We start from the raw sequence: 23,431 nt of genomic DNA on the forward strand, positions 1-23,431 counted from the left end.
GCGCCCGATCGGGCGAAATACCCGCCCCCGAAGTGACGCCCCGCCCCGCCGGTGACCTGTGTTTCCCGGCGGGGCGTCACTTTGTGCCCATTCTGAGGTCTTTGGCCCGGACGTCACCGCCCGGCTACTGTCTGCCGCGCACCAGCCCGCACCAGGCACCCGCCTGCGTACCGCTGAAGGGAGCGCGGTTCGTGGCGTCCCATCGCCGTACCTCACCCTCGGGCCTCGCCCAGAGCGCCAAGGCCGCCAGGGTCACCGTCCTGTCCGCGGCCGCCGCCACCGCGGCCGCCGCCTTCGGCGCCACCCCCGTCGCCGCGGAACCGGCCGAGCCCTCCGCCGACGCGACCAGGGCCCGCGTGGACCGGCTCTACACCGAGGCCGAGCAGGCCACCGAGAGCTTCAACAAGGCCGGCGAACGCACCGCCGAACTGCGCGCCCAGGTGGCGCGGGCCCAGGACAGCGTGGCCCGCGGCCAGGAGCGCATCAACCACATGCGGGGCGCGCTCGGAGCCGTCGCAGGCGCCCAGTACCGCTCGGGCGGCCTCGACCCGACCCTGGCGCTGCTGCTGTCCAAGGACCCCGAGTCCTTCCTCGACCGGGCCGCCGCCCTCGACCGGATGAGCGAACGCCAGAGCGGCGCCCTCGTCGAACTGCGCCGCGCCCAGCAGCGGCTGGACCAGGAGCGCGCCGAGGCGACCCGCGCCCTCGGCGAACTCGAGCGCAGCCGGGCCGCCGTGGCCCGCCACAAGCGCGCCGTCGAGAAGAAGCTCGCCGAGGCACGTGCCCTCCTCAACTCGCTGAACAGCGAGGAGCGTGCGGACTACGACCGCGCCTCCCGCTCCGGCGACCGCGGCGACGGCCCCGTGCCCGCCCCCTCCGGGGCCGCCGCCTCCTCCCGGGCCGCCCTCGCCGTCCAGGCCGCCCGCTCCGCGCTCGGCAAGCCGTACGTCTGGGGCGCCAACGGCCCCAACGGCTTCGACTGCTCCGGCCTCATGCAGTGGTCGTACGCCCAGGCCGGCGTCGGCCTGCCGCGCACCTCCCAGGGGCAGCGCAACGCCGGCCGGCACGTCCCGCTCTCCGAGGCCCGCCCCGGCGACCTCGTCACCTACCGCTCCGACGCCAGCCACGTCGCGATGTACATGGGCAACGGCCAGGTCATCCACGCCCCCTACCCGGGCGCGCCGGTCCGCTACGACCCGGTCGGCATGATGCCCGTCTCGGCGGTCACCCGCGTCTGACACCGGTGTCCGGCTCCCGGCCCCGGGCGGCCCGCCGGGCCCGTACGATCGGGGCGTGGCCGGCCGGGAACGCGGAGGTGGTGGCGGAGTGCGCCGAGGACGGCTCGTGGCGCTGCTCGCCGCACTGGTGTGCCTGTCCGCCGCCCTGGGGCTGACCGGCTGCACGGCACCGGGCACGGCCCCCGAGCGGGGCGCCGCCGACCGCGAGGACGTGCAGGCCGCACTCGACCGGCGGGGCGCCGACGTGCTCGCCGGGCGGGTGCCGCCCGACGACCCCGCGGCCCACGAGTTCGCCAACCTCGCCGGAGTGCCCCTCGGCTCGTGGTCGTACCGGGTCCTGCGGGTACGGCGGGACGGGCCCGACGCCGCCGCCGTCCGGGCCGAACTGGCCTACACGCTGGAAGGCCACGACACGGCCGGCCCCGTCACCGGGGAGCGCGACCTGGAACTGCGCCGCGACCCGGACGGCACCTGGCAGGTCCGCGAGGACCGGCGCGCCGGGGGAGCGGCGGCCCAGCTGTGGGAGCAGGGGCGCGTCGACGTGGTGCGCGGCGCACGCAGCCTGGTGCTCGGCGTCGGCCACGCCAAGGCCAGGCTGCGGGAGATCGCCGCCGAAGCCGACCGGGCCGTCCCCGGGTCGCGGACGCCTGGCCCGAACCGTGGGACCGGCGGGTCGTGGTGCTGGTGCCGCCGTCGCTGGACGCGATGGGGGAGCTGCTGGGGCAGCCGGCCGACGGCTACCGCGGCACCGCGGCCGTCACGACCGGCCGCACCGGGGACCGGGGCGCGGCGCCCGCCGACCGCGTGGTCGTCAACCCCGAGGCGTACGCGTCACTCGGCGCCTTCGGCAGGCGCTTCGTCCTCGCCCACGAGACCACGCACGTGGCCACCCGGGCGCACACCTCCGCGGCCACGCCCCTGTGGCTGTCCGAGGGCTTCGCCGACTGGGCCGCGCACCGGGGCGGCGACCGGGCGCCCCGGGACATCGCGCCCGCGCTCGGGCGCGCCGTGCGGGCGGGGGACGTGCCCGACGCGCTGCCCGCCGACGCGGACTTCGCCTTCGGCGGCGACCAGGAGGCCGTCGCCCGTGCCTACGAGGGTGCCTGGCTGGCCTGCGAGCTGATCGCGGACCGATGGGGCGAGGCGGAACTCGCCGCGTTCTACCGGGCGGTGGGCGCCCACCCGCAGCGGGAGGGAGCCGTCGAGGAGGCCCTGCGCACGGTCCTGTCCACCACGCCCGAGGCGTTCACCCGGGCCTGGCAGGACCGGATGCGTCAGGACTTCAGCAGCGCCCCGTCCCGCTGAGCCGCCGCCTGCGCGGGCACGGCGGCCGCCGCCTCCCGCAGGGCCGGCTCGGTCACGGTCTGCCGCCACAGCTCGCGGCACGCCAGCAGGGAGGCCGCCACCAGCAGCCCGTTGCGCACCAGCAGCAGGAGCAGGCCCAGGGCGTCGCTGGCCACCACGTGGGAGAACCAGATCGGGAACTCCAGCAGCGTCACCCCGGTCGCCACGAGCACCAGCACCGCGGGCTGCAGCATCCGGCTGCCCCGCCACACCAGGCACGCCGCCGCCAGACCCACCAGCCACAGCATGTACTGCGGGCTGATCACCCGGCTCGTCGTGGTGAACAGCAGCACCGCCGTGAACGCCGCGTCGCACAGCGTCGTCCTGCCGAACTCCCGCGCCCGCAGCCGCCACAGCACCAGCCACGCGAACGCCAGCACGGTCAGCGCCAGCGCGGCCCTGCTGACCAGCGGCACGTACGGGCCGAGGAACTCCACCGACCCGTAGTTGAGCCGCACCTCGCCGTCCCAGGAGCCGAAGAACCGCGCCATGTGGAACACCAGCGCGCCCAGCGACTCCACCTCGGTGCCGCGGTCCCGCTGGAAGGTGAGGAACGCGAGGGCCCCGGGGGCCGCGGCGAGGCAGGCCAGCAGCACGGCCGCACCCGTCGCGGCGGCCGCCGCCCACGACGTGCGGGTCACCCGGCCGCGGGCCGTGCCCGCCAGCAGCAGCACCGGCCACACCTTCAGCAGCGCGCCGAACCCGGCCAGCGCGCCCAGGACGCCCGGCCGGCGGACGCCCGCCAGCAGCGCGGCCACGGCCACCGCCGTCACCATCACGTCGTACCGGGCGTACGAGGTCGGCCCGAGCAGCGGCAGACCGACCACCCACACCCACGCGCCCGCCAGGCTCTTGCCGGGCCGCCTGCCCGCGTACATCAGCAGCCCGAACACCGCCGCGTCGCAGAGCAGCGCCAGCACGAAGAACGCGTGCGCGTACTCCAGGAACGGCAGCAGGGCGGGGGAGAGGATCGCGAGCGCGGCGGCCGGAGGGTACTGCCACGTCACGTCGTTCATCGGGTACGTGCCGCGCTGGAGCACCTCGTACCACTGGTGGTAGATCACCGACACGTCCGTGGTGACGTCCGGTCCCGGCACGAACACGACCCGGAAGGTGTAGAGCAGCAGCACGGCTCGGGAGGCGAGCCACAGGGCCGCGGGGAGCCGTCGTCCGCTCGTGTGCGTCATCGGTACCTCGTCCGGGTTCGGTTGGTGCTGATCGGCGGTGTCAGGGTGCCTCGCGGGGCGCCGCGGTGCGCGAGCGGAGTGCCGGGCCGTGCGGTCCTTCGGTACTGTTTCGGCCACGATGCACAAGACGCTGATCGTAACCAACGACTTCCCGCCGAGGCCCGGCGGGATCCAGGCATTCCTGCACAACATGGCGCTGCGGCTGGATCCCGACCAGGTCGTCGTCTACGCGTCCACGTGGAAGCGGGACGCGGAGGGTGTCGCGGCCACGGCGGCGTTCGACGCGCGGCAGCCCTTCCCGGTGGTCCGCGACCGCACGACGATGCTGCTGCCGACGCCCCGGGCCACCGCCCGCGCGGTGTCCCTGCTGCGGGAGCACGGCTGCTCCTCCGTGTGGTTCGGGGCGGCCGCGCCGCTCGGGCTGATGGCGCCCGCGCTGCGCCGGGCCGGGGCCCGCAGGATCGTCGCCACGACGCACGGCCACGAGGCGGGCTGGGCGCAGCTGCCGGGCTCCCGGCAGCTGCTGCACCGCATCGGGGAGACCACGGACACGATCACGTACCTCGGCGAGTACACCCGCTCGCGGATCGCCGCGGCGCTGACCCCGCAGGCGGCGGCGCGCATGGTGCAACTGCCGCCGGGCGTCGACGAGAAGAGCTTCCACCCCGAGTCCGGCGGCGCCGACGTGCGCGCCCGCCTCGGCCTCACCGACCGCCCCGTCGTCGTCTGCGTGTCCCGGCTGGTGCCGCGCAAGGGCCAGGACACCCTGATCGCCGCCATGCCCCGGATCCTCGCGCAGGTGCCGGACGCCGTCCTGCTGATCGTGGGCGGCGGCCCGTACGCGAAGGCCCTGCGCCGGCTCGCCGACGAGACCGGGGTGGCCGGTTCTGTGCGGTTCACGGGCGCTGTGCCGTGGGAGGAACTGCCCGCGCACTACGGGGCGGGGGACGTCTTCGCGATGCCCTGCCGCACCCGGCGCGGCGGCCTGGACGTCGAGGGCCTCGGCATCGTCTACCTGGAGGCCTCCGCGACCGGCCTGCCCGTCGTCGCCGGCGACTCGGGCGGCGCCCCCGACACGGTCCTGGAGGGCGAGACGGGCTGGGTGGTCCGCGGCGGGTCCCCCGAGGAGGCGGCGGAGCGGATCGTCCCGCTGCTCAAGGACCCCGCCCTCCGCCGCCGCATGGGCGAGCGGGGCCGCACGTGGGTCGAGGAGCGCTGGCGCTGGGACCTCCTGGCGGACCGCCTGCAGCACCTGCTGTAGGAGAACGGGCGCGCCTACCGCCCGGGCTCCGGTCGGGCGTCAGCCCCGGGGCGCGGCGGCCCGGCGGTGCGGACGCGGCGGGCGGGGCGAGGGCTGCGCCGCGTCGGCGGCCCGCGACACGGCACGGACCCCGCCCCCGTGACACGGCCCCCGCGACACGGACCCCGCCCCCGCGGCACGGGGGCGGGCGGACGGGCCCTACGAGCGGTAGATCGCCTCGATCTCGTCCGCGAAGTCCTTCGCCACCACGTTGCGCTTCAGCTTCAGCGACGGCGTGATGTGCCCGGCCTCCTCCGTGAACTGGGACGGCAGGATGCGGAACTTCCGCACCGACTCCGCCTTCGACACGGCGGCGTTGCCGTCGTCCACGGCCTTCTGCACCTCGGCCAGCAGTTCGGGGTCGTCCCGCAGGGACGCTGCCGTCGACCCGGCCGGCTTGCCGTGGTCGGCGGCCCAGCGGCCGAGGAACTCCTCGTCGAGGGTGACCAGCGCGCCGACGAACGGCCGCCCGTCGCCCACCACCATGCACTCCGCGACCAGGGCGTGGCCGCGGATCCGGTCCTCGATCACCGCCGGGGCGACGTTCTTGCCGCCCGCCGTGACCAGGATCTCCTTCTTCCGGCCGGTGATGGCCAGGTAGCCGTCCTCGTCCAGCGTGCCGATGTCACCGGTGTGGAACCAGCCGTCCGTCAGCGCCTCCGCCGTCGCGGCCTCGTTCTTCCAGTAACCCGTGAAGACCTGCTCACCGTGCAGCAGCACCTCGCCGTCGTCGTCGATGCGCACCTTCGAGCCCGGCAGCGGCTGCCCGACCGTGCCGATCTTCTGCCGGTCCCACGGGTTGAACGCGGTCGCCGCGCAGGACTCCGTGAGGCCGTAGCCCTCCAGCACGGTGAAGCCGATGCCGCTGTAGAAGTGGCCGAGCCGCTCGCCCAGCGGAGCGCCGCCGGAGATCGCGTACTGGCAGCGGCCGCCGAGCACCGCCCGCAGCTTGCCGTAGACCAGCACGTCGAACAGCTTGTGCTTCAGCCGCAGGCCCAGCGACGGGCCGCCCGGCCCGGCCTTGGCGCGGCTGTAGTCGATCGCCGTCTGCGCGGCCCGGTCGAAGATCCGGCCCTTGCCGTCCGCCTGCGCCTTGGCGCGCGCCGAGTTGTACACCTTCTCGAAGACCCGCGGCACGCCCAGGATCAGCGTCGGGCGGAACGTCGCCAGGTCGTCGGTGAGGTTCTTGATGTCCGGGACGCAGCCGAGCCTGATCGGCGCCAGCACCGACGCGACCTCGACCATCCGCCCGAAGACGTGCGCCGCGGGCAGGAAGAGCAGCACGGACGACTCGCCCGTCCTAAACAGCGGCTTCAGCCGCTCCACCACGTTGCCGCACTCCGCGAAGAAGTTGCGGTGCGTGAGCATGCAGCCCTTGGGGCGGCCCGTCGTGCCGGAGGTGTAGACGATGGTGGCCAGGTCGTCCGCCTTCGCGGTGGATCCGGCCGCGTCCACCGCCTCGTCGGAGACGTCCGCCCCGGCCGCGGTCAGCTCCGCCACGGCGTCGCCCTCGATGATCCACACGTGCTTCAGGTCGGGCAGCTCGGCCTGCACGGAAGCCACCGCCTTGGCGTGCGCGTCGCCCTCCACGATCGCCGCGACCGCGCCGGAGTCGCCGAGGATCCACCGGATCTGCTCGGGCGAACTGGTCTCGTACACCGGCACGGTCACCGCGCCCGCGCTCCAGATCGCGAAGTCGAGCTGCACCCACTCGTAGCGGGTGCGGGAGATCAGGGCCACGCGGTCGCCCGGCCGGACGCCCCGGGCGATGAGGCCCTTGGCGGCGGCGCGCACCTCCTCCAGGAAGCGGGCGGCGGTGACGTCCGTCCACGTACCGCCCGCCGCGTCCTCCTTGCGGGCCATCACGGCGACATCTGGGTGCTGCGCGGCGTTCCGGCGGATGAGATCCGTCAGGTTGCCGTCCGCGGGGACCTCGTACAGGGCCGGAAGGCTGAACTCGCGCAAGACTGCTGCTCCTCATCGGGCGCCGACGCCACGGCTCTGTGTGAGTGCGCCGGTTTGCGGTCCTTGACAGGCCGCGCTCAGTGGGGGTGAGCACGACTGGACTGCCCGGACGTTACCCAGCAGTAGGCGGTTCCCGATAGGGGGTCCTGGCCAGATGTTCCGTGCGTCACACGTGGTGGTCGTACTGCGCGCACAGTAGTCCACACCGGTCACAACGGAAAAGTAACCGCAGGTCCGGCCGGTGGGCGCGCACCCGTAAGGTGAGGCGGCATGCGACTTCATGTGGTCAGTGACGTGCACGGCAACGCCCGGGACCTGGCCAAGGCGGGGGACGGCGCCGACGCCCTGGTCTGCCTCGGCGACCTCGTCCTCTTCCTCGACTACGCCGACCACTCCCGCGGCATCTTCCCGCAGCTCTTCGGCGAGGCGAACGCCGACCGGATCGTCGAGCTCCGCACCGCGCGCCGCTTCGAGGAGGCCCACGCCTTCGCCCGCGGCCTGTGGGCCGAACTGGCCGAGCGGGGCGTCGACCGGGCCACGGCCATCGAGTCGGCCGTCCGCGCCCAGTACGCCGAACTCTTCGCCGCCTTCCCCACCCCCACGTACGCCACCTACGGGAACGTGGACATACCGGCCCTGTGGTCCGAGTACACGCAGCCGGGCACGACGGTCCTCGACGGCGAGCGGGTGGAGATCGGCGGCCTCGTCCTCGGCTTCGTCGGCGGCGGCCTCCCCACGCCGATGCGCACCCCGTACGAGATCCCCGAGGAGGAGTACGCGGCGAAGGTGGAGGCGCTGGGCGAGGTCGACATCCTGTGCTCGCACATCCCGCCGGACGTCCCGGAACTCACCTACGACACGGTGGCCCGCCGCTTCGAACGCGGCAGCGGCGCCCTGCTGGACGCCATCCACCGGGTGCGGCCCCGCTACGCGCTCTTCGGCCACGTCCACCAGCCGCTGGTGCGGCGCATGCGGGTGGGGGCGACGGAGTGCGTGAACGTGGGCCACTTCGCCTCCTCCGGGACGCCCTGGGCCCTGGAATGGTGACGGAGGGCCACGCGGTAGCCTTCCCCCACGTACCGAGCCCCCGGAGGAGCCACAGCGATGGCCGAACACACCAGCTCAAGCATCACGATCGAGGCCGCGCCGGCCGACGTCATGGGCGTGATCGCCGACTTCGCGCGCTACCCGGAGTGGACGGGTGAGGTGAAGGAGGCCGAGGTCCTGTCCCAGGACGGCGGCGGCCGCGCCGAGCAGGTGCGCCTGGTGCTGGACGCCGGGGCGATCCGCGACGACCACACGCTGGCGTACACGTGGTCCGGCGACCGCGAGGTGAGCTGGACGCTGGTCAAGTCGCAGATGCTGCGGGGCCTCGACGGTTCCTACCGGCTGGCCCCGCTGGACGGCGGCGCCCGCACCGAGGTCACCTACCAGCTGACGGTCGACGTCAAGATCCCGATGCTCGGCATGATCAAGCGCAAGGCGGAGAAGGTCATCATCGACCGGGCGCTCGCGGGTCTCAAGAAGCGCGTCGAGTCCCACCCGTAACACCCGCCCCCGGACCGGGGCAGCCCGGCCCGTCCTCTCCGCCGGCCCCCTTCCACCACCGGCCCCGGCTCCTCGCCGGCCCCGGCTCCTCGCCGGCCCCGGCTCCTCGCCGGCCCCGGCTCCTCGCCGGCCCCGGCTCCTCGCCGGGGCCGGACCGGAGCCGGAAGCGCGGCCCGTCCCAGGCCATGGCCGCGCGGCCTACCGGACCGGCGGCCCCGCGGGACCTGCCTGCCGGGGAGAGGCCCCCGTTCAGCGGCGCCGCACCACCGGTAGCGTGCCGCTATGCGCATGCTCCTCGTCACCGGGACGGGCGGCGCCGGCCGTACCACCCACGCCGCCGCCACCGCCCTCGCCGCCGCCCGCCAGGGCCGCAAGGTCCTGCTCGTGTGCGGCGACCCGGTCGACTGGCTGCCGCAGCAGGACGGGCTCGACGTCCGGTGCGTCGACCCCGGCGCCCACTTCCGCGCCGAACTCCTCGCCCTCCAGGAGCACGCCGCCCCCGCCCTCGAACTGCTCGGCGCGGCCCGGCTCGACGGCGAGGAGCTCACCGAACTCCCCGGCAGCGACCGGTACGCCTTCCTCAAGGCCCTCCGCGAGGCAGCCGACGCCGACGCGGACCTGGCCGTCGTCGACCTCCCGCCCCTGCACGACGCCGTCGCCCTGCTCGCACTGCCCGGACAGCTGCGCCGCTACCTGCGCCGGCTCCTGCCGACCGAGCGCCAGGCCGCCCGGGCGCTGCGCCCCATGCTGGCGCAGCTCGCCGGCGTCCCCATGCCCGCCGAGTGGCTCTACCGCACCGCCGCCCGCTGGGACGCCGACCTCGCCGCCGTACAGGAGCTCATCGACGCCCCCGCCACGGGCGTACGCCTCGTCGTCGAGCCGGGTCCCGCCGCCGCCGAGGCCCTGCGGACGGCCTCCGCCGGGCTCGCCCTGCACCGGCTGCCCCTCGACGCGGTCGTCGCCAACCGCGTCCTGCCCACGGCCTCCCCGACCCGTGGCTCGCCGCCCTCGCCGCGCGCCAGCAGGACCACCTCAAGGAGCTGCGCGACGCGCACGCCGTGCTGCACGAGGTGCCGCACACCGGGCGCGAGCCGCGCTCCGCCGACGAGCTCGCCGCCCTCGGGGACGTCCCGGACCTGCCGCCCGCCCCCGCGCCGAGTGGACCGTCGAGGACCGCCGCGCCGACGACGGCGTCCTCGTGTGGCGCATCCCGCTCCCCGGCGCCGCCAGGAGCGACCTCGGGCTGGTCCGCCGCGGCGACGAACTCGTCCTCACCGTCGGCCGGTTCCGGCACATCGCCCCCCTGCCGTCCGCGCTGCGCCGCTGCACCGTCTCCGGCGCCGCCCTGCGCGGCGGCGTGCTCAGCGTCCGCTTCACGCCGGACCCGGGGCTGTGGCCCCGCACCCCCTGAACAGCGCCCCGCCCTTCGGGTACCGTCGAGTGCATGAGCGACCCCACGACCGACCGCCCCGGACCCGACGCGGACGCCTGGGCGCGGGCCTGCGCCGAGGACCTGGCCGCCGAGCGCGCCCGGCGCCGGGGGGACGGGACGCCGCCGCCCGGCACGGCGGCCGAAGAGCTGCGCAGGCTCGTCGACGCCGTCGCCGGCAAGGTGGCCGAGCTCGGCGGCCCGCTGCTCGGCGAGGGGGCCCAGGGCGCCGTACGGCACTTCGTGGACCAGGCCAGGTCCGCCGTCGAGCCGGTCATCGAACGCAACCCGCAGGTCTTCGACCACCTGGCCGCCGCCGGCAGCGAGCTGCTCGCCGCCTACCGCTCCGCGGTGCAGGGCCACGAGCACCGCTGGACCCACGGCACCGCGGGCACCACCGGCACCACCGGTGACTCGGGTACCACCGGCACCACCAGCGCTCCCGGAGGGAAAGACGACGGGAACGGCGGGGACCCTTCCGGGAACGAGCGGATCGACCTCGACTGAACCCGCGGGGAACAGGGCGGCACCCGCCCTCGGGTACGGTTGGCCATAGCGGGGCTCGACCGAATACTGAGGGACACATGGGACTCACCATCGGCGTCGACATCGGCGGTACGAAGATCGCGGCCGGCGTGGTCGACGAAGAGGGCACCATTCTCGACATCCACCGGGTGCCCACCCCGCCGACGCCCGAAGGCATCGTCGACGCGATCTGCACGGCCGTCTCCGAGGCGGGCAGGGGCCATGACGTCGAGGCCGTCGGCATCGGCGCCGCCGGCTACGTCGACGACAAGCGCGCCACCGTCCTCTTCGCACCCAACATCCACTGGCGCCACGAGCCGCTCAAGGACAAGGTCGAGCAGCGCACGGGCCTGCCCGTCGTCGTCGAGAACGACGCCAACGCCGCCGCGTGGGGCGAATACCGCTTCGGTGCCGGCCAGGGCCACGACGACGTCATCTGCATCACCCTCGGCACCGGCCTCGGCGGCGGCATCATCATCGGCAACAAGCTGCGCCGCGGCCGCTTCGGCGTCGCCGCCGAGTTCGGCCACATCCGCGTCGTCCCCGACGGCCTGCTGTGCGGCTGCGGCAGCCAGGGCTGCTGGGAGCAGTACGCCTCCGGGCGCGCCCTCGTCCGGTACGCGAGGCAGCGCGCCAACGCCACCCCCGAGAACGCCGGCATCCTGCTCGGCCTCGGCGACGGCACCCCCGAGGGCATCCAGGGCAAGCACATCAGCGACGCCGCCCGCCAGGGCTGCCCGGTCGCCGTGGACTCCTTCCGGGAGCTGGCCCGCTGGGCGGGCGCGGGCCTCGCGGACCTCGCCTCCCTCTTCGACCCGTCCGCGTTCATCGTCGGCGGCGGCGTCTCCGACGAGGGCGAGCTCGTCCTCGACCCCATCCGCAAGTCGTTCCGCCGCTGGCTCGTGGGCGGCAACTACCGCCCGCAGGCCCAGGTGCTCGCCGCCCAGCTCGGCGGCAAGGCCGGCCTCGTGGGGGCCGCGGACCTGGCCCGCCAGGGCTGAGGACACGCACCCGCGCGCCCGCCGCGTCCCCTGGGGACGCGGCGGGCGCTGCCGTATCGTGCCCGGCATGGCGTCGCCGCTCCCCCCGCTGCCCGACTCCCGCACCGAGCCCGACGGTTCGGCCGTGATCCGCGTCCTCGGCTACAACATCCGGTCCCTGCGCGACGACGAGGACGCCCTGGCCCGGGTCGTCCGCGCCTGCGCGCCGGACGTGGTCTTCGTCCAGGAGGCGCCCCGCTTCTTCCGCTGGCGCAAGCACGCCGCCCGGCTCGCCGCCAAGAGCGGTCTGCTCGTGCTGGGCGGCGGCGCCACCGCGGCCGGGCCGCTGCTGCTGTGCTCGCTGCGCGTCACCGTCGAACGGGCCGAGGACCTGCTGCTGCCCCTCACCCCCGGCCTGCACCGCCGCGGCCTGGCCACCGCGGTCGTCCGGATCGGGCGCGCCCGGCTGGGCCTGGTCTCCTGCCACCTGAGCCTGCGCCGCGACGAGCGGTACACCCAGGCCGGCCTGCTGCTCGACCGGCTGGCCGCGCTCGACGTGCCGCACGCCGTCGTGGGGGGCGACATCAACGAGCGGCCCGGCGGCCCCGCGTTCCGGCGGCTGGCCGGCGAACTGCAGGACTGCCGGGCCGTACGGCCGTGGGGAGGCGAGCACACCTGGCCCGCGCACGCCCCCGACCGGCGGATCGACGCCCTCTACGCCACCAAGGGCGTCGAGGTGCTGGGCTGCGGCGTGCCCGCGGGTCTGCCGGGCGTCACCGGCGCGGACCTGGCGGCCGCCACCGACCACCTGCCCGTGCTGGCCGCCCTCCGCATCCCCGCGGGCCCGTGACCGCTAGACGACCGCGCCGCGCCCCGGGTCGTCGTACTCGTCGTCGTCGCCGCGCTTCATCCGGGCGACCAGGGTCGCGAAGCCGCCCAGGAAGCCGCCCACGCACAGCGTGGTCAGCCACCACGTCATCTCCCACTGGAGCAGCACCGCGAGCAGCATGAGCACCGGGCCGCCCACCACGCCCAGCCAGCCGAACTTGGTGGCCGCGTCGGCCTCCGGCAGCGGCGGCGGCTCCGGCGGCACGAAGTGCCCCTCGTCGCCCTCGCCGCCCTGGCCGGGCCCGTCGTCCTCCCGCTCCTCCGCCAGCTCGTAGTCGCGCGGCCCCGCGGGGCCCACACCCGGAGCGAACACGACCGAACTGCCCGGCGCGGGCTTCTGGCCGCCGGCCGGTGCGCCGCCCCCGCCGCGCCGGTCGCCGTCATGCCCGTCGGGGTCGTCCTCCTCCAGCAGGGCGAGGTCCTCCACCGAGCGGAACGGCCGGGCGCCCGGCGGGTCCGGGGCTCCTGGCCGTAGGCCGCCACGATGGCGGCCCAGGCCGCGTCCTCGTCCAGCGGCGACCCGCCGGAGCTTTCCCCGGACTTCCCGGAGGGCTTCCCGGCGGGCTTCGCGGACGGCTCCCCGGCAGGTTTCGCGGACGGCTCCCCGGCCGGCCCCCGGCGGGGCGGTCCTCCCGCTGCGCCCGCCCCTCGCCCTCGCCCCGGGCGCCGCCCTCGGCCGGGGCGCCGCCCTCCGGCAGCGCCTCGCCGTCCGGCTGCGCGCCGCCCGCGGCCGGGGCGGTCCCGCCGCCCTCCACGCGGTCCTCCCCGCGCTCCTCGTCGCGGTCCGCGCCGTGCTGCTCAGACAACGCTCTCGTTCCCCTCGCGGCTCACGCCCGCGCTGAGGCGCTCGATGAAGGCGTGGCTCTCCTCGAAGATCCGCTCGGCGTCGTGGTCCAGGGTCGCCACGTGGTAGCTGCGCTCCAGCAGGACCTCCGTGACGTCCGTCGAGGAGATGCGGCTGAGGATCCGGGCCGAGTCGGAGGGCGGCACGACGTGGTCCTGCGGGCTGTGCAGCAGCAGCACCGGCTGCGTCACCTGCGGCAGCTCGCCGTCGACCACCCGGAAGAACTGCCGCAGGGAGTGCGCGGCGTGCAGCGGCACCCGGTCGTAGCCCACCTCCTGCACCCCCTCCTTGGCGATGTCGCTGGCGATCCCCTCGGTGGACGCCACGAAGTGCCGCACCACCGGCAGCGCGTGCGCCATCACGCCGTGCACCTTGTTGCCCGGGTTGACCAGCGCGATGCCGCGGACCGCGTCGCCGTGCCTGGCCGCCAGCCGCAGCGTGAGCGCCCCGCCCATGGACAGGCCGAAGACGAACACCCGGCCGCACCGCTCCAGCATCACCCGCAGCTCGCGGTCCACCTCGGCGTACCAGTCCTGCCAGCTGGTGACCTGCATGTCCTGCCAGCGCGTACCATGCCCGGGCAGCAGCGGCAGCGACACGGTCAGACCGCGCTCCGCGAGGAACTCGGCCCAGGGGCGCAGCGACTGCGGCGAACCGGTGAAGCCGTGGCAGAGGAGCACGCCGACATCGCCGCCCTCGTGGCGGTACGGCTCGGCTCCGGGGAGGACCGGCACGGGGGTCTCCTGTTCGGGGTCGATGGACGGTCGGTGGACGCGGAACGTCCGGTGGTGTCCGGGGACTACGGGAAACGGGAACTGTGTGGTTCACCGTACGCGACCGCGCTGACACCGACCAGGTCCGTCGCCCCGCCCGGGCGGGCGGCGACCGCCGAAGGGGTTATGGTCTGATCGACGGACCAGAGGACGAAGAGGGACCCAGTTGATCTACGGCGCCATGAAGTTCTCCATCGGGGGGCCGCTGAAGCTCGCCTTCAGACCCTGGGTGGAGGGCCTGGAGAACATCCCTGCCGAGGGCCCCGCGATCCTCGCGAGCAACCACCTCTCGTTCTCCGACTCCTTCTTCCTGCCCGCGGTCCTCGACCGCAAGGTCACCTTCATCGCCAAGGCCGAGTACTTCACGACGCCCGGCGTGAAGGGCAGGCTCACCGCCGCCTTCTTCAAGGGCGTCGGCCAGCTGCCGGTGGACCGCTCCGGTGCCCGCGGCGCCGGGGAGGCGGCCGTCCGCAGCGGTATCGAGGTCATCGAGCGGGGCGAGCTGTTCGGCATCTACCCCGAGGGCACCCGCTCCCCGGACGGCCGCCTCTACCGCGGCAAGCCCGGCGGCCTCGCGCGCGTGGCGCTGGCCACCGGCGCGCCGGTCATCCCGATCGCCATGATCGACACGGAGAAGATCCAGCCGCCCGGCAAGGTCGTCCCCAAGCTGATGCGCCCGGGCATCCGGATCGGCAAGCCCCTGGACTTCAGCCGCTACCAGGGCATGGACGGCGACCGCTTCATCCTGCGCTCGGTGACCGACGAGGTCATGTACGAGATCATGAAGCTGTCCGGGCAGGAGTACGTCGACATCTACGCGACGGTCGCCAAGCGGCAGATCGCGGAGGCGCAGAAGGCCGCCAAGGAAGCCGCGAAGGGGCGTGCGGCCAAGGGCGCCGGCGACACGCCCTCCGGCGCCTGACCGCGTCCGCGTCCGCAGGACGGAGTGGGGGGCACATGGCCAGGCGTGAGCGTGTCGTGCGCATGTCGGTGGAGCAGCCGCTGTGGCGTGCGCTGACCGGGTACCGCGTCCTCACCATGGGCTACGCGGTGCTCATCCACGTGCTGGGCCGGGACGAGCTCGAACGGCCCTGGCTGGCCTACGCCTTCCTCGCGGTGCTGGCCGTCTGGACCCTGGCCACCCTGCCCAGGGTGTCCAGTGCCGCTCGGTGCACCAAGCGGTTCCTCGTCGCCGACCTGGCCATCGCCCTCACCGGCATCCTCCTCACCCCGCTCGCCGACGCCCACGCCCAGCTGGAGGACCGGCCCACGCTGCCGAGCATCTGGACGGCCGGCGCGGTCCTCGCGTACGCGATCAGGGGCGGCTGGCGCTGGGCGGGCTTCGCGTCCTCCCTGGTCGCCGTCGCCAACCTGATCGCGCGCGGCGCGCCCACCGCGGACACCGTCCACAACGTGCTGCTCGTGTGGGTGGCCTCCATCGCCATCGGCTACGTCGTGGAGGTCGCCCGGGCCTCCGAGCGCACCCTCGCCCGCGCCCTGGAGATCGAGGCGGCGACCCGCGAGCGGGAGCGGCTGGCCCGGGACATCCACGACTCGGTCCTCCAGGTGCTGGCCATGGTGCAGCGGCGCGGCACCGCCCTGGGCGGTGAGGCGGCCGAGCTCGGCCGCATGGCGGGCGAGCAGGAGGTGGCCCTGCGCGCCCTGGTGGCCGGCGGCCTGGACCGCCCGTCCCCGGACGCGGCCGCGCGGGTGCCCGGCGCCCGGCGGGACGCGGCGGCACGGGAGGCGGACGCCGCGGCGGAACTCGACCTGCGCGCGCTGCTCACCGCGCACGCGGGCTCCCGGGTGACCTTCGCCGAGCCGGGCGCACCGGTCCTGCTGCCCGGCCGGGCGGCGCGCGAGGTGGAGGCCGCCGTCGGCGCCGCCCTGGACAACGTCCGCAGGCACGCCGGGGCGGACGCCAGGGCGTGGATCCTGGTCGAGGACTGGCCCGACGAGGTGACCGTGACCGTACGGGACGACGGGCCGGGCATCCCCGAGGGCCGCCTCGCCCAGGCGGAGAGCGAAGGACGCCTCGGCGTCGCCCAGTCCATCCGCGGACGCCTCCGCGACCTGGGCGGGACGGCCGAGTGGATCTCGGTGCCCGGGCAGGGCACGGAGGTGGAGTTGAAGGTTCCCCGGGGGAAGGCGGCGCAGCAGTGACGGAACAGCCGATCAAGGTGATGGTGGTCGACGACCACCCCATGTGGCGGGACGCCGTGGCACGGGACCTCGGCGAGGCCGGGTTCGACGTGGTCGCCACGGCCGGCGACGGCGAGCAGGCGGTGCGGCGGGCCCGCGCCGCCGCACCCGACGTGCTGGTCCTCGACCTGAACCTGCCGGGCAAGCCGGGCGTCCAGGTCTGCAAGGAACTCGTCGGACCCGGGTCCGGGCCGCGGGTCCTCGTGCTGTCGGCGAGCGGGGAGCACGCGGACGTGCTGGAGGCGGTCAAGTCCGGGGCGACCGGGTACCTGCTGAAGTCCGCGAGCACCCAGGAACTGCAGGACGCGGTGCGGCGCACGGCGGCGGGCGACCCGGTGTTCACGCCGGGGCTGGCCGGCCTGGTCCTCGGCGAGTACCGCCGGCTGGCCGCGGAGCCCGCCCCCACCCCCGACCGGCCGAAGGCCCCGCACCTCACCGAGCGCGAGACCGAGGTCCTGCGCCTGGTCGCCAAGGGCCTCAGCTACAAGCAGATCGCGGAGCGCCTGGTCATCTCGCACCGCACGGTCCAGAACCACGTCCAGAACACCCTCGGCAAGCTCCAGCTCCACAACCGTGTGGAACTGGTCCGCTACGCGATAGAACGCGGACTGGACGAGGTGTAGCCCCGCGGGCCCCGCCACGGGCGGGCGGCCGCGGGGCTGGGGCGGCTGCCCGCCCGCACCGCTCGGCTGCCTCCGCAGCCTTCCGCGGACCACGTCCCGCCTCCGCGGCCCGTGCCCCTCGGAAACGGCTGCCCGGCGCCTTCGCCCGGTGCCCGCGGCCTCGGTCGGACGGGTGCCCGGCGCCTCGGCCCGGCGCCCGCCGTCTCCGCCGTACCGGCGCCCGCCGTCTCCGCCGTACCGGCGCCCGCCGTCTCCGCCGTACCGGTGCCCGCACTGCCCTTCGGCGCGGCCCCCGCAGCCCCGCAGTCCCAGCGCGCACCTCCGCTCGGCCTCTCGGACCGGCGCCCGCAGCCCCCGTCGCACGGGTGTCCACCCGCACCCGCGCCCGTGGCGGTCTCCGAGCGGCGGGTCCCGCGGGAGCGCTCCGCGGCCGGGCGGCGCGGGACCTTCGGCCCCGGGCGGGGGGTCCGGCGGAGACCTATAGTCGGCTCGTCGGCGTATCGCGTAGGCCCGGCCCTCAGGAGGAGGCCCCGTGGACGTGCTCGCGTTCGGTGTGCAGGCTGACGAGAAGCCCCTGCTCGAAGAGGCGTTCGCGGGGAGGCATGCCGTGCGCTGCCTCGACGTGTTCCTCAACGCGGACACCGCCCCCATCGCGGCCGGTTACGAAGCCGTCTCCACCAGCGTCAACGCCGACCTGAGCGCCCCCGTCCTGCGTACCCTCGCGGCGGGCGGCACGCGGCTGGTCGCGCAGCGGTCGACCGGCTTCAACAACATCGACCTCGACGTGGCCCGCGACCTGGGCCTCACCGTGGCCCGGGTGCGGTCCTACTCGCCGTACTCCGTCGCCGAGTTCGCCTGGGCCCTCGCGATGGCGGTGAACCGCCGCATCGTGCGGGCCGCCACCCGCACCCGCGACTTCGACTTCCGGCTCGACGGGCTGCTCGGCCGGGACATGCGGGGCCGCACAGCGGGCGTGCTCGGCACCGGCAGGATCGGCACCGCGTTCGCCCGGATCGCCCACGGCTTCGGGATGCGGCTGCTCGGCTGGGACCTCGCCCCCAGCCCCGACTGCCTGGAGCTGGGCATGGCGTACGTGGAGAAGGAGGTGCTGTTCCGCGAGGCCGACCTCGTCAGCCTGCACGTCCCCCTCCTGCCCGAGACCCACCACCTCGTCGACGCCGACGCGCTGCGGGCCATGAAGGACGACGCCCTCCTCGTGAACTCCAGCCGCGGCGGCCTCGTCGACACCGACGCCCTCGTCGCCGAGCTGCGCGCCGGTCGGTTCCGCGGCGTCGGGCTCGACGTGTACGAGGCGGAGGCCGGCCTGTTCTACCTGGACAAGTCCCTCCAGGGCGTCGACGACGACACCCTGGCCCGGCTCATGACCTTCCCGAACGTGCTGGTCACCTCGCACCAGGCGTACTACACCGCCGAGGCGCTGGCCGAGATCATCGCCACGACGGTGCAGAACGTCAGCGACTACGCGGAGGGCCGCCGCAGCGGCAACGTGCTGGTGCCCGCCCCGGCCTGAGCCGCCCACCCGGCCACCAGCTCCCGCACGAGGGCGGCGCCGTCCAGCGTCAGCACCGACTCGGGGTGGAACTGCACGGACGCGAAGCCCGCCCCCCGCAGCGCGTGCACCTCGCCGGTCGCCGGACAGCGGCTCACTTCCACCCCGCGCGCCGCGAGGCTCCGCGCCGCCTCGTCGTCGCAGCGCGCCACGAAGCTGTTGTAGAAGCCGACGGTCTCGGTGCGGCCGAACAGGTCGACGGCCGCCTGCGTGCCCTGATAGGGCACCTCCCTCCGGACGATGGGCAGCCCCAGCTCCGCCGCGACCAGCTCGTGCCCCAGGCACACCCCCAGCACCCCGTGGCGGTGGCCGGCCAGCACCTCGGCGGCCAGGCCGCGCAGGAACCGCATCCGCGGGGACGACAGGTCCCCGGGGTCGCCGGGCCCCGGTCCCAGCACCACCGGCCCGGTGTGCGCCGCCACCGCCTCCCGCAGCCCCGGCTCGTCGTACCGCCGCACCGCCACCTCAAGGCCCGCCGCGCGCAGCACGTGCGCCAGCATCGACGTGAAGGTGTCCTCGCAGTCCACGACCAGGGCCCGTCCCCGCAGCTCCGCGCCCGGCTCCTGCATCCGCAGCCAGAACGGCGCCAGGTCCGCACGCCGCGCGTCCAGCGCCGCCCGCACCCGCGGATCGTCCGCCAGTCCGGCGCCTACGGGACCGGTCCCGTAGGCGGGCGGCCCGGCCGCACCCCGAGCGCCGCGAGCACGCCCGCCGCCTTGGCGTGGGTCTCGGCGACCTCGCCCGCCGGGTCGGAGTGCCGCACCAGCGTCGCCCCGACCGGCACCCGCAGGGAGCCGTCGGCACCGATGTCGGCGGTGCGGATCAGAATGGGGGAGTCCAGGGTCTGCGCGCCGCCGTCGCCGGTTCCCAGCAGGGCCAGCGCGCCCGCGTAGTAGCCGCGGCCGCCGCGCTCGTGGCGCCCGATGACCCGGCAGGCGTTCTCGACGGGGGAGCCGGTCACGGTCGCGGCGAACATCGTCTCGCGCAGCACGTCCCGCACGTCCAGCGTGGACCGGCCGCGCAGCTCGTACTCGGTGTGCGCCAGGTGGGCCATCTCCCGCAGCCGCGGCCCGACGACGACCCCGCCCCGGTCGCCGACGGTGCACATCATCTTCAGCTCCTCGTCGACGACCATGGACAGCTCGTCGGTCTCCTTGCGGTCGGCGAGGAAGTCCAGCAGGCCCTCGACCGTCGGGCCGCCGGCCGGGTAGCGGTACGTGCCGCTGATCGGGTTCATGACGACGGTGCCGCCGGACATCCGCACGTGCACCTCGGGGCTGGCCCCGACGAGGGTGCGGTCCCCGGTGTGCACCACGAACGTCCAGTACGCGCCCCGCTCCCCGGCCAGCAGCCGCCGGAACAGCGCCAGGGCGTCGGCCCGCCCGAATCCGGGGATCCGGCCGCCGTAGGTGCGGCGGATCACGAAGTTGGCGCCCTCGCCGTGCCCGATCTCGTCCTCGACGACCCGCCGCACGATCCGGGCGTACTCCTCGTCCGGCACGTCGAAGCCGCCGCCCTCCACCCGCACGCCGTGCGCGGGGAGCCGGTCGAGGGCCTCGGCGAGCGGCAGCTCGTACGACTCCTCGGCGACCAGCACGGACAGCGGGGTGCCGTCGTCCGGTACCTCGAAGCCGCGCTCGCGGAGCTGCCGGAACGGCACGAGGGCGAGCGCGGGCCGCCCGCCGGCACCGCCGACGGGGAGGTCGGCCAGGTGCTGCACCTCCCGGACGGGGCCGGTCAGAACCTCGACCGTGTCGCGGTCCCGGCCGGGCGTGCGGCGGCGCAGCAGGGCGAAGGGCTGCCGCCCCCGGGGGGAGCGGGGGTCGAGCAGATCGCTGAGGTGCATCCGTGGTGTTCCTTCCGAGTGGGGAGGAACGGCCCGCGCACAGCAGGAAGGCCGCCCCTCGGGCGGCCTTCGCGATGTCGGTGGGTACGCGCAGTCAGTGGGCCGCCGGATGAGCGGTCCACCACCAGTCCAGGATCGTCTGCGCGAACACGGGGGGATCGTAACGCAACCGCCCGCGGCGCGCGGCGCGTCCCGGATACCGGGACGGCCGCCGTGCCGCGGGCGGGCAGGGCCTGGGACTGCCAGGCGGGTCGGCTGCTCAGGCCGGATCAGATGACCAGGTCGTAGATGTTCCAGCCGTCGGCGAACTTCTTGCCGGTGGTGAGGGGCGTGGTCGCGTCGCCGGTGCCCGGGTAGAGCCACATGCCGCCGTTCGCGTCACGGGCGACCACGTCGGGCCTGCCGTCGCCGGTGAGGTCGCTCGGCCCGACCAGCGAGGTGAACCCCTGCCAGCCGCTGCCGATCTTCCGGCCCTTGGTGAGGGGCGTCGTCGCGCTGCCGCTGCCCGGGTAGATCAGCAGGCTGCCGTCGGCCGAGCGGGCGAGCATGTCCGGGATGCCGTCTCCGGAGAGGTCGCCGGCGGGGAAGAGCGCGGTGTAGCCCTGCCAGCCGCTGCCGATCTTCGTGCCCCGGGTGAACGGGGTCGTCCGGTCTCCGGTCGCCTTGTACAGCCACAGGCCGCCGTCGGAGGAGCGGGCGATGATGTCCGGGTGGCCGTCGCCCGTGAGGTCGCGGGCCCCGGTGAGCAGGGTCCAGGTCTGCCAGCCGCTGCCGATCGAGACGCGCGAGCGGAAGGGCGCGTCCGGATTGCCGGTGCCCCAGTAGATCCAGAGCGTGCCGTTGCTGTCACGGGCCACCAGGTCGCCGGTGCCGTCCGCCCGCAGCACGGACAGCGGCGTCACGTCGTAGCCCTTCCAGCCGCTGCCGACGCGGTAGCGGCTGAGCAGCGGCGCCGCGGCGTCGCCGGTGCCCTGGTACTGCCACAGCACGCCGGAGGAGTCGCGGGCGACCATGTTGTAGCGGCCCTCGGTGCCGACGGGAGCGGTGCCGGGAACCTCCACGATGTCGCTCTGCTTCACCCAGGTGATCTTGTGGTGGAAGCGGATCGGCACGAACATCGTGCTGCCGATGACGTTCTTCTGGGCGGAGCCGAACCAGTCGTCGCCCTTCACCGCGGGGCCGGCCGTCGCGTAGGCCTGGCCGGAGGCGAAGGTGAACTTCGACAGCGGGTCGTTCTCGTCGCCCGGGTTGTCCAGCCCGGCCGCGGTGTACGCGGCGGTCTCGGGGAAGGAGCGGCCGAAGACCTTGGTCGAGGCCAGCCCCGCCCGCAGCTTCACGGCCGTGGCGCCGGCCACCGGCACGGTGTACTGGCCGCCCGGGTTGTGGAACCAGGCCTTCTGCCCCGCGTACCAGATCGCCGTCCAGTCGTTGCGGGCCTCGGCGACCACGTACCTGCCGCCGGCGCGGACCTTGTTGCCGTAGTTCGAGCCCTCGCTCCACAGGGAGGTGAAGTAGGGGTCCTTCAGGGTGCTCGCGCCGGTCGACGGCGACGTGTAGAGGTAGCCGAAGTTCGACGGGCGCGGCGTGACGGCGTTCCCGCCGACGGTCAGCTTCGGCTGGTTCGCCGTGGTGAAGGGCGGCACCACGCGGACCACCTGGCCGGCCTTGAGCAGGCCGCCCGCCCCCTGGTCGCCCTGCGGGGCGCCCAGCAGCTTCATGTAGTGGTTCCAGTCCCAGTACGGGCCCGCGTCCCAGTGGAGCTTGCTGACGCCCTTGTCCGTCTGGAGCGCCACCTCGTCGTGGCCGATGATGTGCTCACGGTCCAGCGGCACGCCGTACTTGGCGGCCAGGAACTTCACCAGCTCCGCGGAGGACTGGTACTGGGACTCCGTGTACCACTTGCCCTCCTTGATCGCGTAGCCCTCGTGCTCCACGCCGATCGAGTGCATGTTGTGGGTCCAGTTGCCCGCGTGCCACGCCAGGTGCTTGTTCTCGATCATCTGGGTGACGAGACCGTCCGAGGCGCGGATCAGGTAGTGGGCGCTGCCCGGGACGTCCGGGTTGGTGAGCGCCGCGAGGGAGCCGTCGTAGCCGCCCTCGGTGTCGTGGATGACGATCTGGCGGATGTCGACGCCCTGGTGGGGGCGGTCGCCGAGCGTGTAGTTGCGCTTGCCCGTGCTCGACGTGCGGGACGGCACGAAGTTGCAGTTCAGGCCGGTGGGGCAGTCGGGCGTCGGGGTCTGCGTCGTGGTGGCGTGCCGCACGGCCAGCGGCACCTTCGCCGGCTTCACCGGCTCGACCGACGGGTCGGCGGGCAGGCTGACCTGCTCGCCGTCCAGCGTGAGCTCCTTCTCGCCCGTCTTGATCGACTCGAAGACGCGCTCGGCGAAGAGGTCCGCGCCCTTCTTGTCGGGCGACTGGCTGTAGCGCGCCACGGCCGGGTACCAGTCGCCCGGCTCGTCGGACAGCGGTCCGCCGGCCTGCTTCTGGTACTCCGCGAGGAGCGCCGCGCCCGCCCGGATGGACTGGGAGCTGTCGTTCTGGACCTCCTCGGTGGAGGCGTCGATCAGCTTGGCGGCCTTGTCCAGGGTGTGCAGCCGGGGGTCGCTGGTGTCGACCTCCGCCTTCTCCAGGATCCGGCGGACCTTGGCGGGGTCGAAGGTCTTCTCGATCTCCCGCTTGCCGCTGCCGTTGAAGTGGGCGATGGCCTCGTCGTCGTGGTGCTCGTCGTGCCGGATGTCCTCGGGGTCGACCTTCGTCAGCCCCATGACGTTGTACGCACCGGTCACACTCGGCTCGCCGTCGTGCGACTCCCAGCGGGTCTGCCGGTACGACACGGCCATCAGCACGCTCTGCGGCACGTCGAACTCGCGCGCCGCCTCGGCGAACCGGGCCTGCAGCGGGACGTCCTCCCGGCTCTTGCCGGCCGGGGAGTCCAGAAAGCCCGGTGACGCCACCGCGATCGTGCCGACCACGGCCGTGGCGACGACACCCGCCGCCGTGCCGAAGAGCAACCGTTTCCTCTTCAGATCCCTGCGGTGCCTGCGTGCCACGCCCCACCCCCTGGTTGAAACTCTTAAGTTCTTGTAAGGGCCGCACGTTAGCAGCACGGCCCACGCTGCCCTGCACCCAGGGACGGCCGAGGCGCCGTCTCAGCCTCTGGTCACCG

16 protein-coding genes and 4 pseudogenes are annotated in these 23,431 nt (G+C 74.6%); 13 read left to right on the plus strand and 7 right to left on the minus strand.

Annotation, left to right across the window (positions count from 1 at the left end):
• Positions 1 to 191: 191 nt before the first annotated feature.
• Both L6E17_RS13025 and L6E17_RS13030 read left to right on the plus strand, forming a co-directional pair.
• Positions 192 to 1,238, plus strand: a complete 1,047-nt coding sequence (locus tag L6E17_RS13025) for a C40 family peptidase (protein WP_236240948.1) — start codon at positions 192 to 194, stop codon at positions 1,236 to 1,238.
• Between the two features lie 106 nt (positions 1,239 to 1,344).
• A pseudogene (locus L6E17_RS13030) lies at positions 1,345 to 2,543 on the plus strand (hypothetical protein).
• Here L6E17_RS13030 and L6E17_RS13035 read toward each other — a convergent pair.
• A complete protein-coding gene (locus L6E17_RS13035) occupies positions 2,513 to 3,769 on the minus strand; it encodes a glycosyltransferase 87 family protein (RefSeq protein ID WP_236240949.1) in 1,257 nt (418 codons plus the stop codon). The pseudogene L6E17_RS13030 and the gene L6E17_RS13035 overlap by 31 nt on opposite strands.
• Before the next feature lie 118 nt (positions 3,770 to 3,887).
• On the opposite strand from L6E17_RS13035, the gene L6E17_RS13040 reads away from it, so the two are divergent.
• Entirely contained in the window at positions 3,888 to 5,030 is a 1,143-nt protein-coding gene (locus L6E17_RS13040) for a glycosyltransferase family 4 protein (RefSeq protein ID WP_236240950.1), read from the plus strand.
• A 198-nt stretch (positions 5,031 to 5,228) separates the two neighbouring features.
• On the opposite strand, the gene L6E17_RS13045 is transcribed toward L6E17_RS13040, so the two are convergent.
• Complete coding sequence (locus L6E17_RS13045) at positions 5,229 to 7,034, minus strand: long-chain fatty acid--CoA ligase (RefSeq protein ID WP_236240951.1); 1,806 nt, start codon at positions 7,032 to 7,034, stop codon at positions 5,229 to 5,231.
• 270 nt (positions 7,035 to 7,304) lie between these two features.
• Here L6E17_RS13045 and L6E17_RS13050 point away from each other — a divergent pair, with 270 nt between their 5' ends.
• The 6 genes and pseudogenes from L6E17_RS13050 (at position 7,305) to L6E17_RS13075 (ending at position 12,366) form a co-directional block, all read left to right on the plus strand.
• Positions 7,305 to 8,081 (plus strand): metallophosphoesterase, encoded by a 777-nt coding sequence (locus L6E17_RS13050; RefSeq protein WP_236240952.1) that lies wholly within the window; start codon positions 7,305 to 7,307, stop codon positions 8,079 to 8,081.
• Between the two features lie 57 nt (positions 8,082 to 8,138).
• Positions 8,139 to 8,582, plus strand: a complete 444-nt coding sequence (locus L6E17_RS13055; protein WP_236240953.1) for an SRPBCC family protein — start codon at positions 8,139 to 8,141, stop codon at positions 8,580 to 8,582.
• 282 nt (positions 8,583 to 8,864) lie between these two features.
• Positions 8,865 to 9,993, plus strand: a pseudogene (locus L6E17_RS13060) (ArsA family ATPase).
• A 33-nt stretch (positions 9,994 to 10,026) separates the two neighbouring features.
• Positions 10,027 to 10,518, plus strand: a complete 492-nt coding sequence (locus L6E17_RS13065; protein ID WP_236240954.1) for a DUF5304 domain-containing protein — start codon at positions 10,027 to 10,029, stop codon at positions 10,516 to 10,518.
• Positions 10,519 to 10,595: 77 nt separating this feature from the next.
• On the plus strand, positions 10,596 to 11,537 hold the full coding sequence (locus L6E17_RS13070) for an ROK family glucokinase (protein WP_236240955.1): 942 nt from the start codon (positions 10,596 to 10,598) through the stop codon (positions 11,535 to 11,537).
• A 67-nt stretch (positions 11,538 to 11,604) separates the two neighbouring features.
• On the plus strand, positions 11,605 to 12,366 hold the full coding sequence (locus L6E17_RS13075; protein ID WP_236240956.1) for an endonuclease/exonuclease/phosphatase family protein: 762 nt from the start codon (positions 11,605 to 11,607) through the stop codon (positions 12,364 to 12,366).
• Positions 12,367 to 12,369: 3 nt separating this feature from the next.
• On the opposite strand, the pseudogene L6E17_RS13080 reads toward L6E17_RS13075, so the two are convergent.
• Positions 12,370 to 12,917, minus strand: a pseudogene (locus L6E17_RS13080) (hypothetical protein).
• 285 nt (positions 12,918 to 13,202) lie between these two features.
• A complete protein-coding gene (locus L6E17_RS13085) occupies positions 13,203 to 13,982 on the minus strand; it encodes a carboxylesterase (RefSeq protein ID WP_236240957.1) in 780 nt (259 codons plus the stop codon).
• Positions 13,983 to 14,202: 220 nt separating this feature from the next.
• Between L6E17_RS13085 and L6E17_RS13090 the strand changes: the two genes are divergently transcribed.
• The 4 genes from L6E17_RS13090 (at position 14,203) to L6E17_RS13105 (ending at position 18,377) form a co-directional block, all read left to right on the plus strand.
• Positions 14,203 to 14,943: a 1-acyl-sn-glycerol-3-phosphate acyltransferase gene (locus tag L6E17_RS13090; RefSeq protein WP_236241337.1), complete on the plus strand. Its 741-nt coding sequence runs from the start codon at positions 14,203 to 14,205 to the stop codon at positions 14,941 to 14,943.
• 35 nt (positions 14,944 to 14,978) lie between these two features.
• Complete coding sequence (gene macS / locus L6E17_RS13095) at positions 14,979 to 16,184, plus strand: MacS family sensor histidine kinase (protein WP_236240958.1); 1,206 nt, start codon at positions 14,979 to 14,981, stop codon at positions 16,182 to 16,184.
• Between the two features lie 20 nt (positions 16,185 to 16,204).
• Positions 16,205 to 16,846: a response regulator transcription factor gene (locus tag L6E17_RS13100; RefSeq protein ID WP_236241338.1), complete on the plus strand. Its 642-nt coding sequence runs from the start codon at positions 16,205 to 16,207 to the stop codon at positions 16,844 to 16,846.
• Between the two features lie 532 nt (positions 16,847 to 17,378).
• Positions 17,379 to 18,377 carry a 2-hydroxyacid dehydrogenase gene (locus tag L6E17_RS13105; RefSeq protein ID WP_236240959.1) on the plus strand — a complete coding sequence of 333 codons (999 nt, stop codon included), beginning with the start codon at positions 17,379 to 17,381 and terminating at the stop codon, positions 18,375 to 18,377.
• On the opposite strand, the pseudogene L6E17_RS13110 reads toward L6E17_RS13105, so the two are convergent.
• The 3 genes and pseudogenes from L6E17_RS13110 to L6E17_RS13115 all read right to left on the minus strand — a co-directional run bounded on the left by L6E17_RS13110 (position 18,326) and on the right by L6E17_RS13115 (position 23,315).
• Positions 18,326 to 20,262 (minus strand): annotated as a pseudogene (locus tag L6E17_RS13110) (anthranilate synthase family protein). The gene L6E17_RS13105 and the pseudogene L6E17_RS13110 overlap by 52 nt on opposite strands.
• A gap of 94 nt (positions 20,263 to 20,356) precedes the next feature.
• Entirely contained in the window at positions 20,357 to 20,413 is a 57-nt protein-coding gene (locus L6E17_RS31455; RefSeq protein WP_374109055.1) for a trp operon leader peptide, read from the minus strand.
• 118 nt (positions 20,414 to 20,531) lie between these two features.
• Positions 20,532 to 23,315: an N-acetylmuramoyl-L-alanine amidase gene (locus L6E17_RS13115; RefSeq protein ID WP_236240960.1), complete on the minus strand. Its 2,784-nt coding sequence runs from the start codon at positions 23,313 to 23,315 to the stop codon at positions 20,532 to 20,534.
• Between the last annotated feature and the right edge of the window lie 116 nt (positions 23,316 to 23,431).

It is taken from the genome of Streptomyces sp. CC228A (assembly GCF_021390935.1).
Taxonomy (GTDB): Bacteria; Actinomycetota; Actinomycetes; order Streptomycetales; family Streptomycetaceae; genus Streptomyces.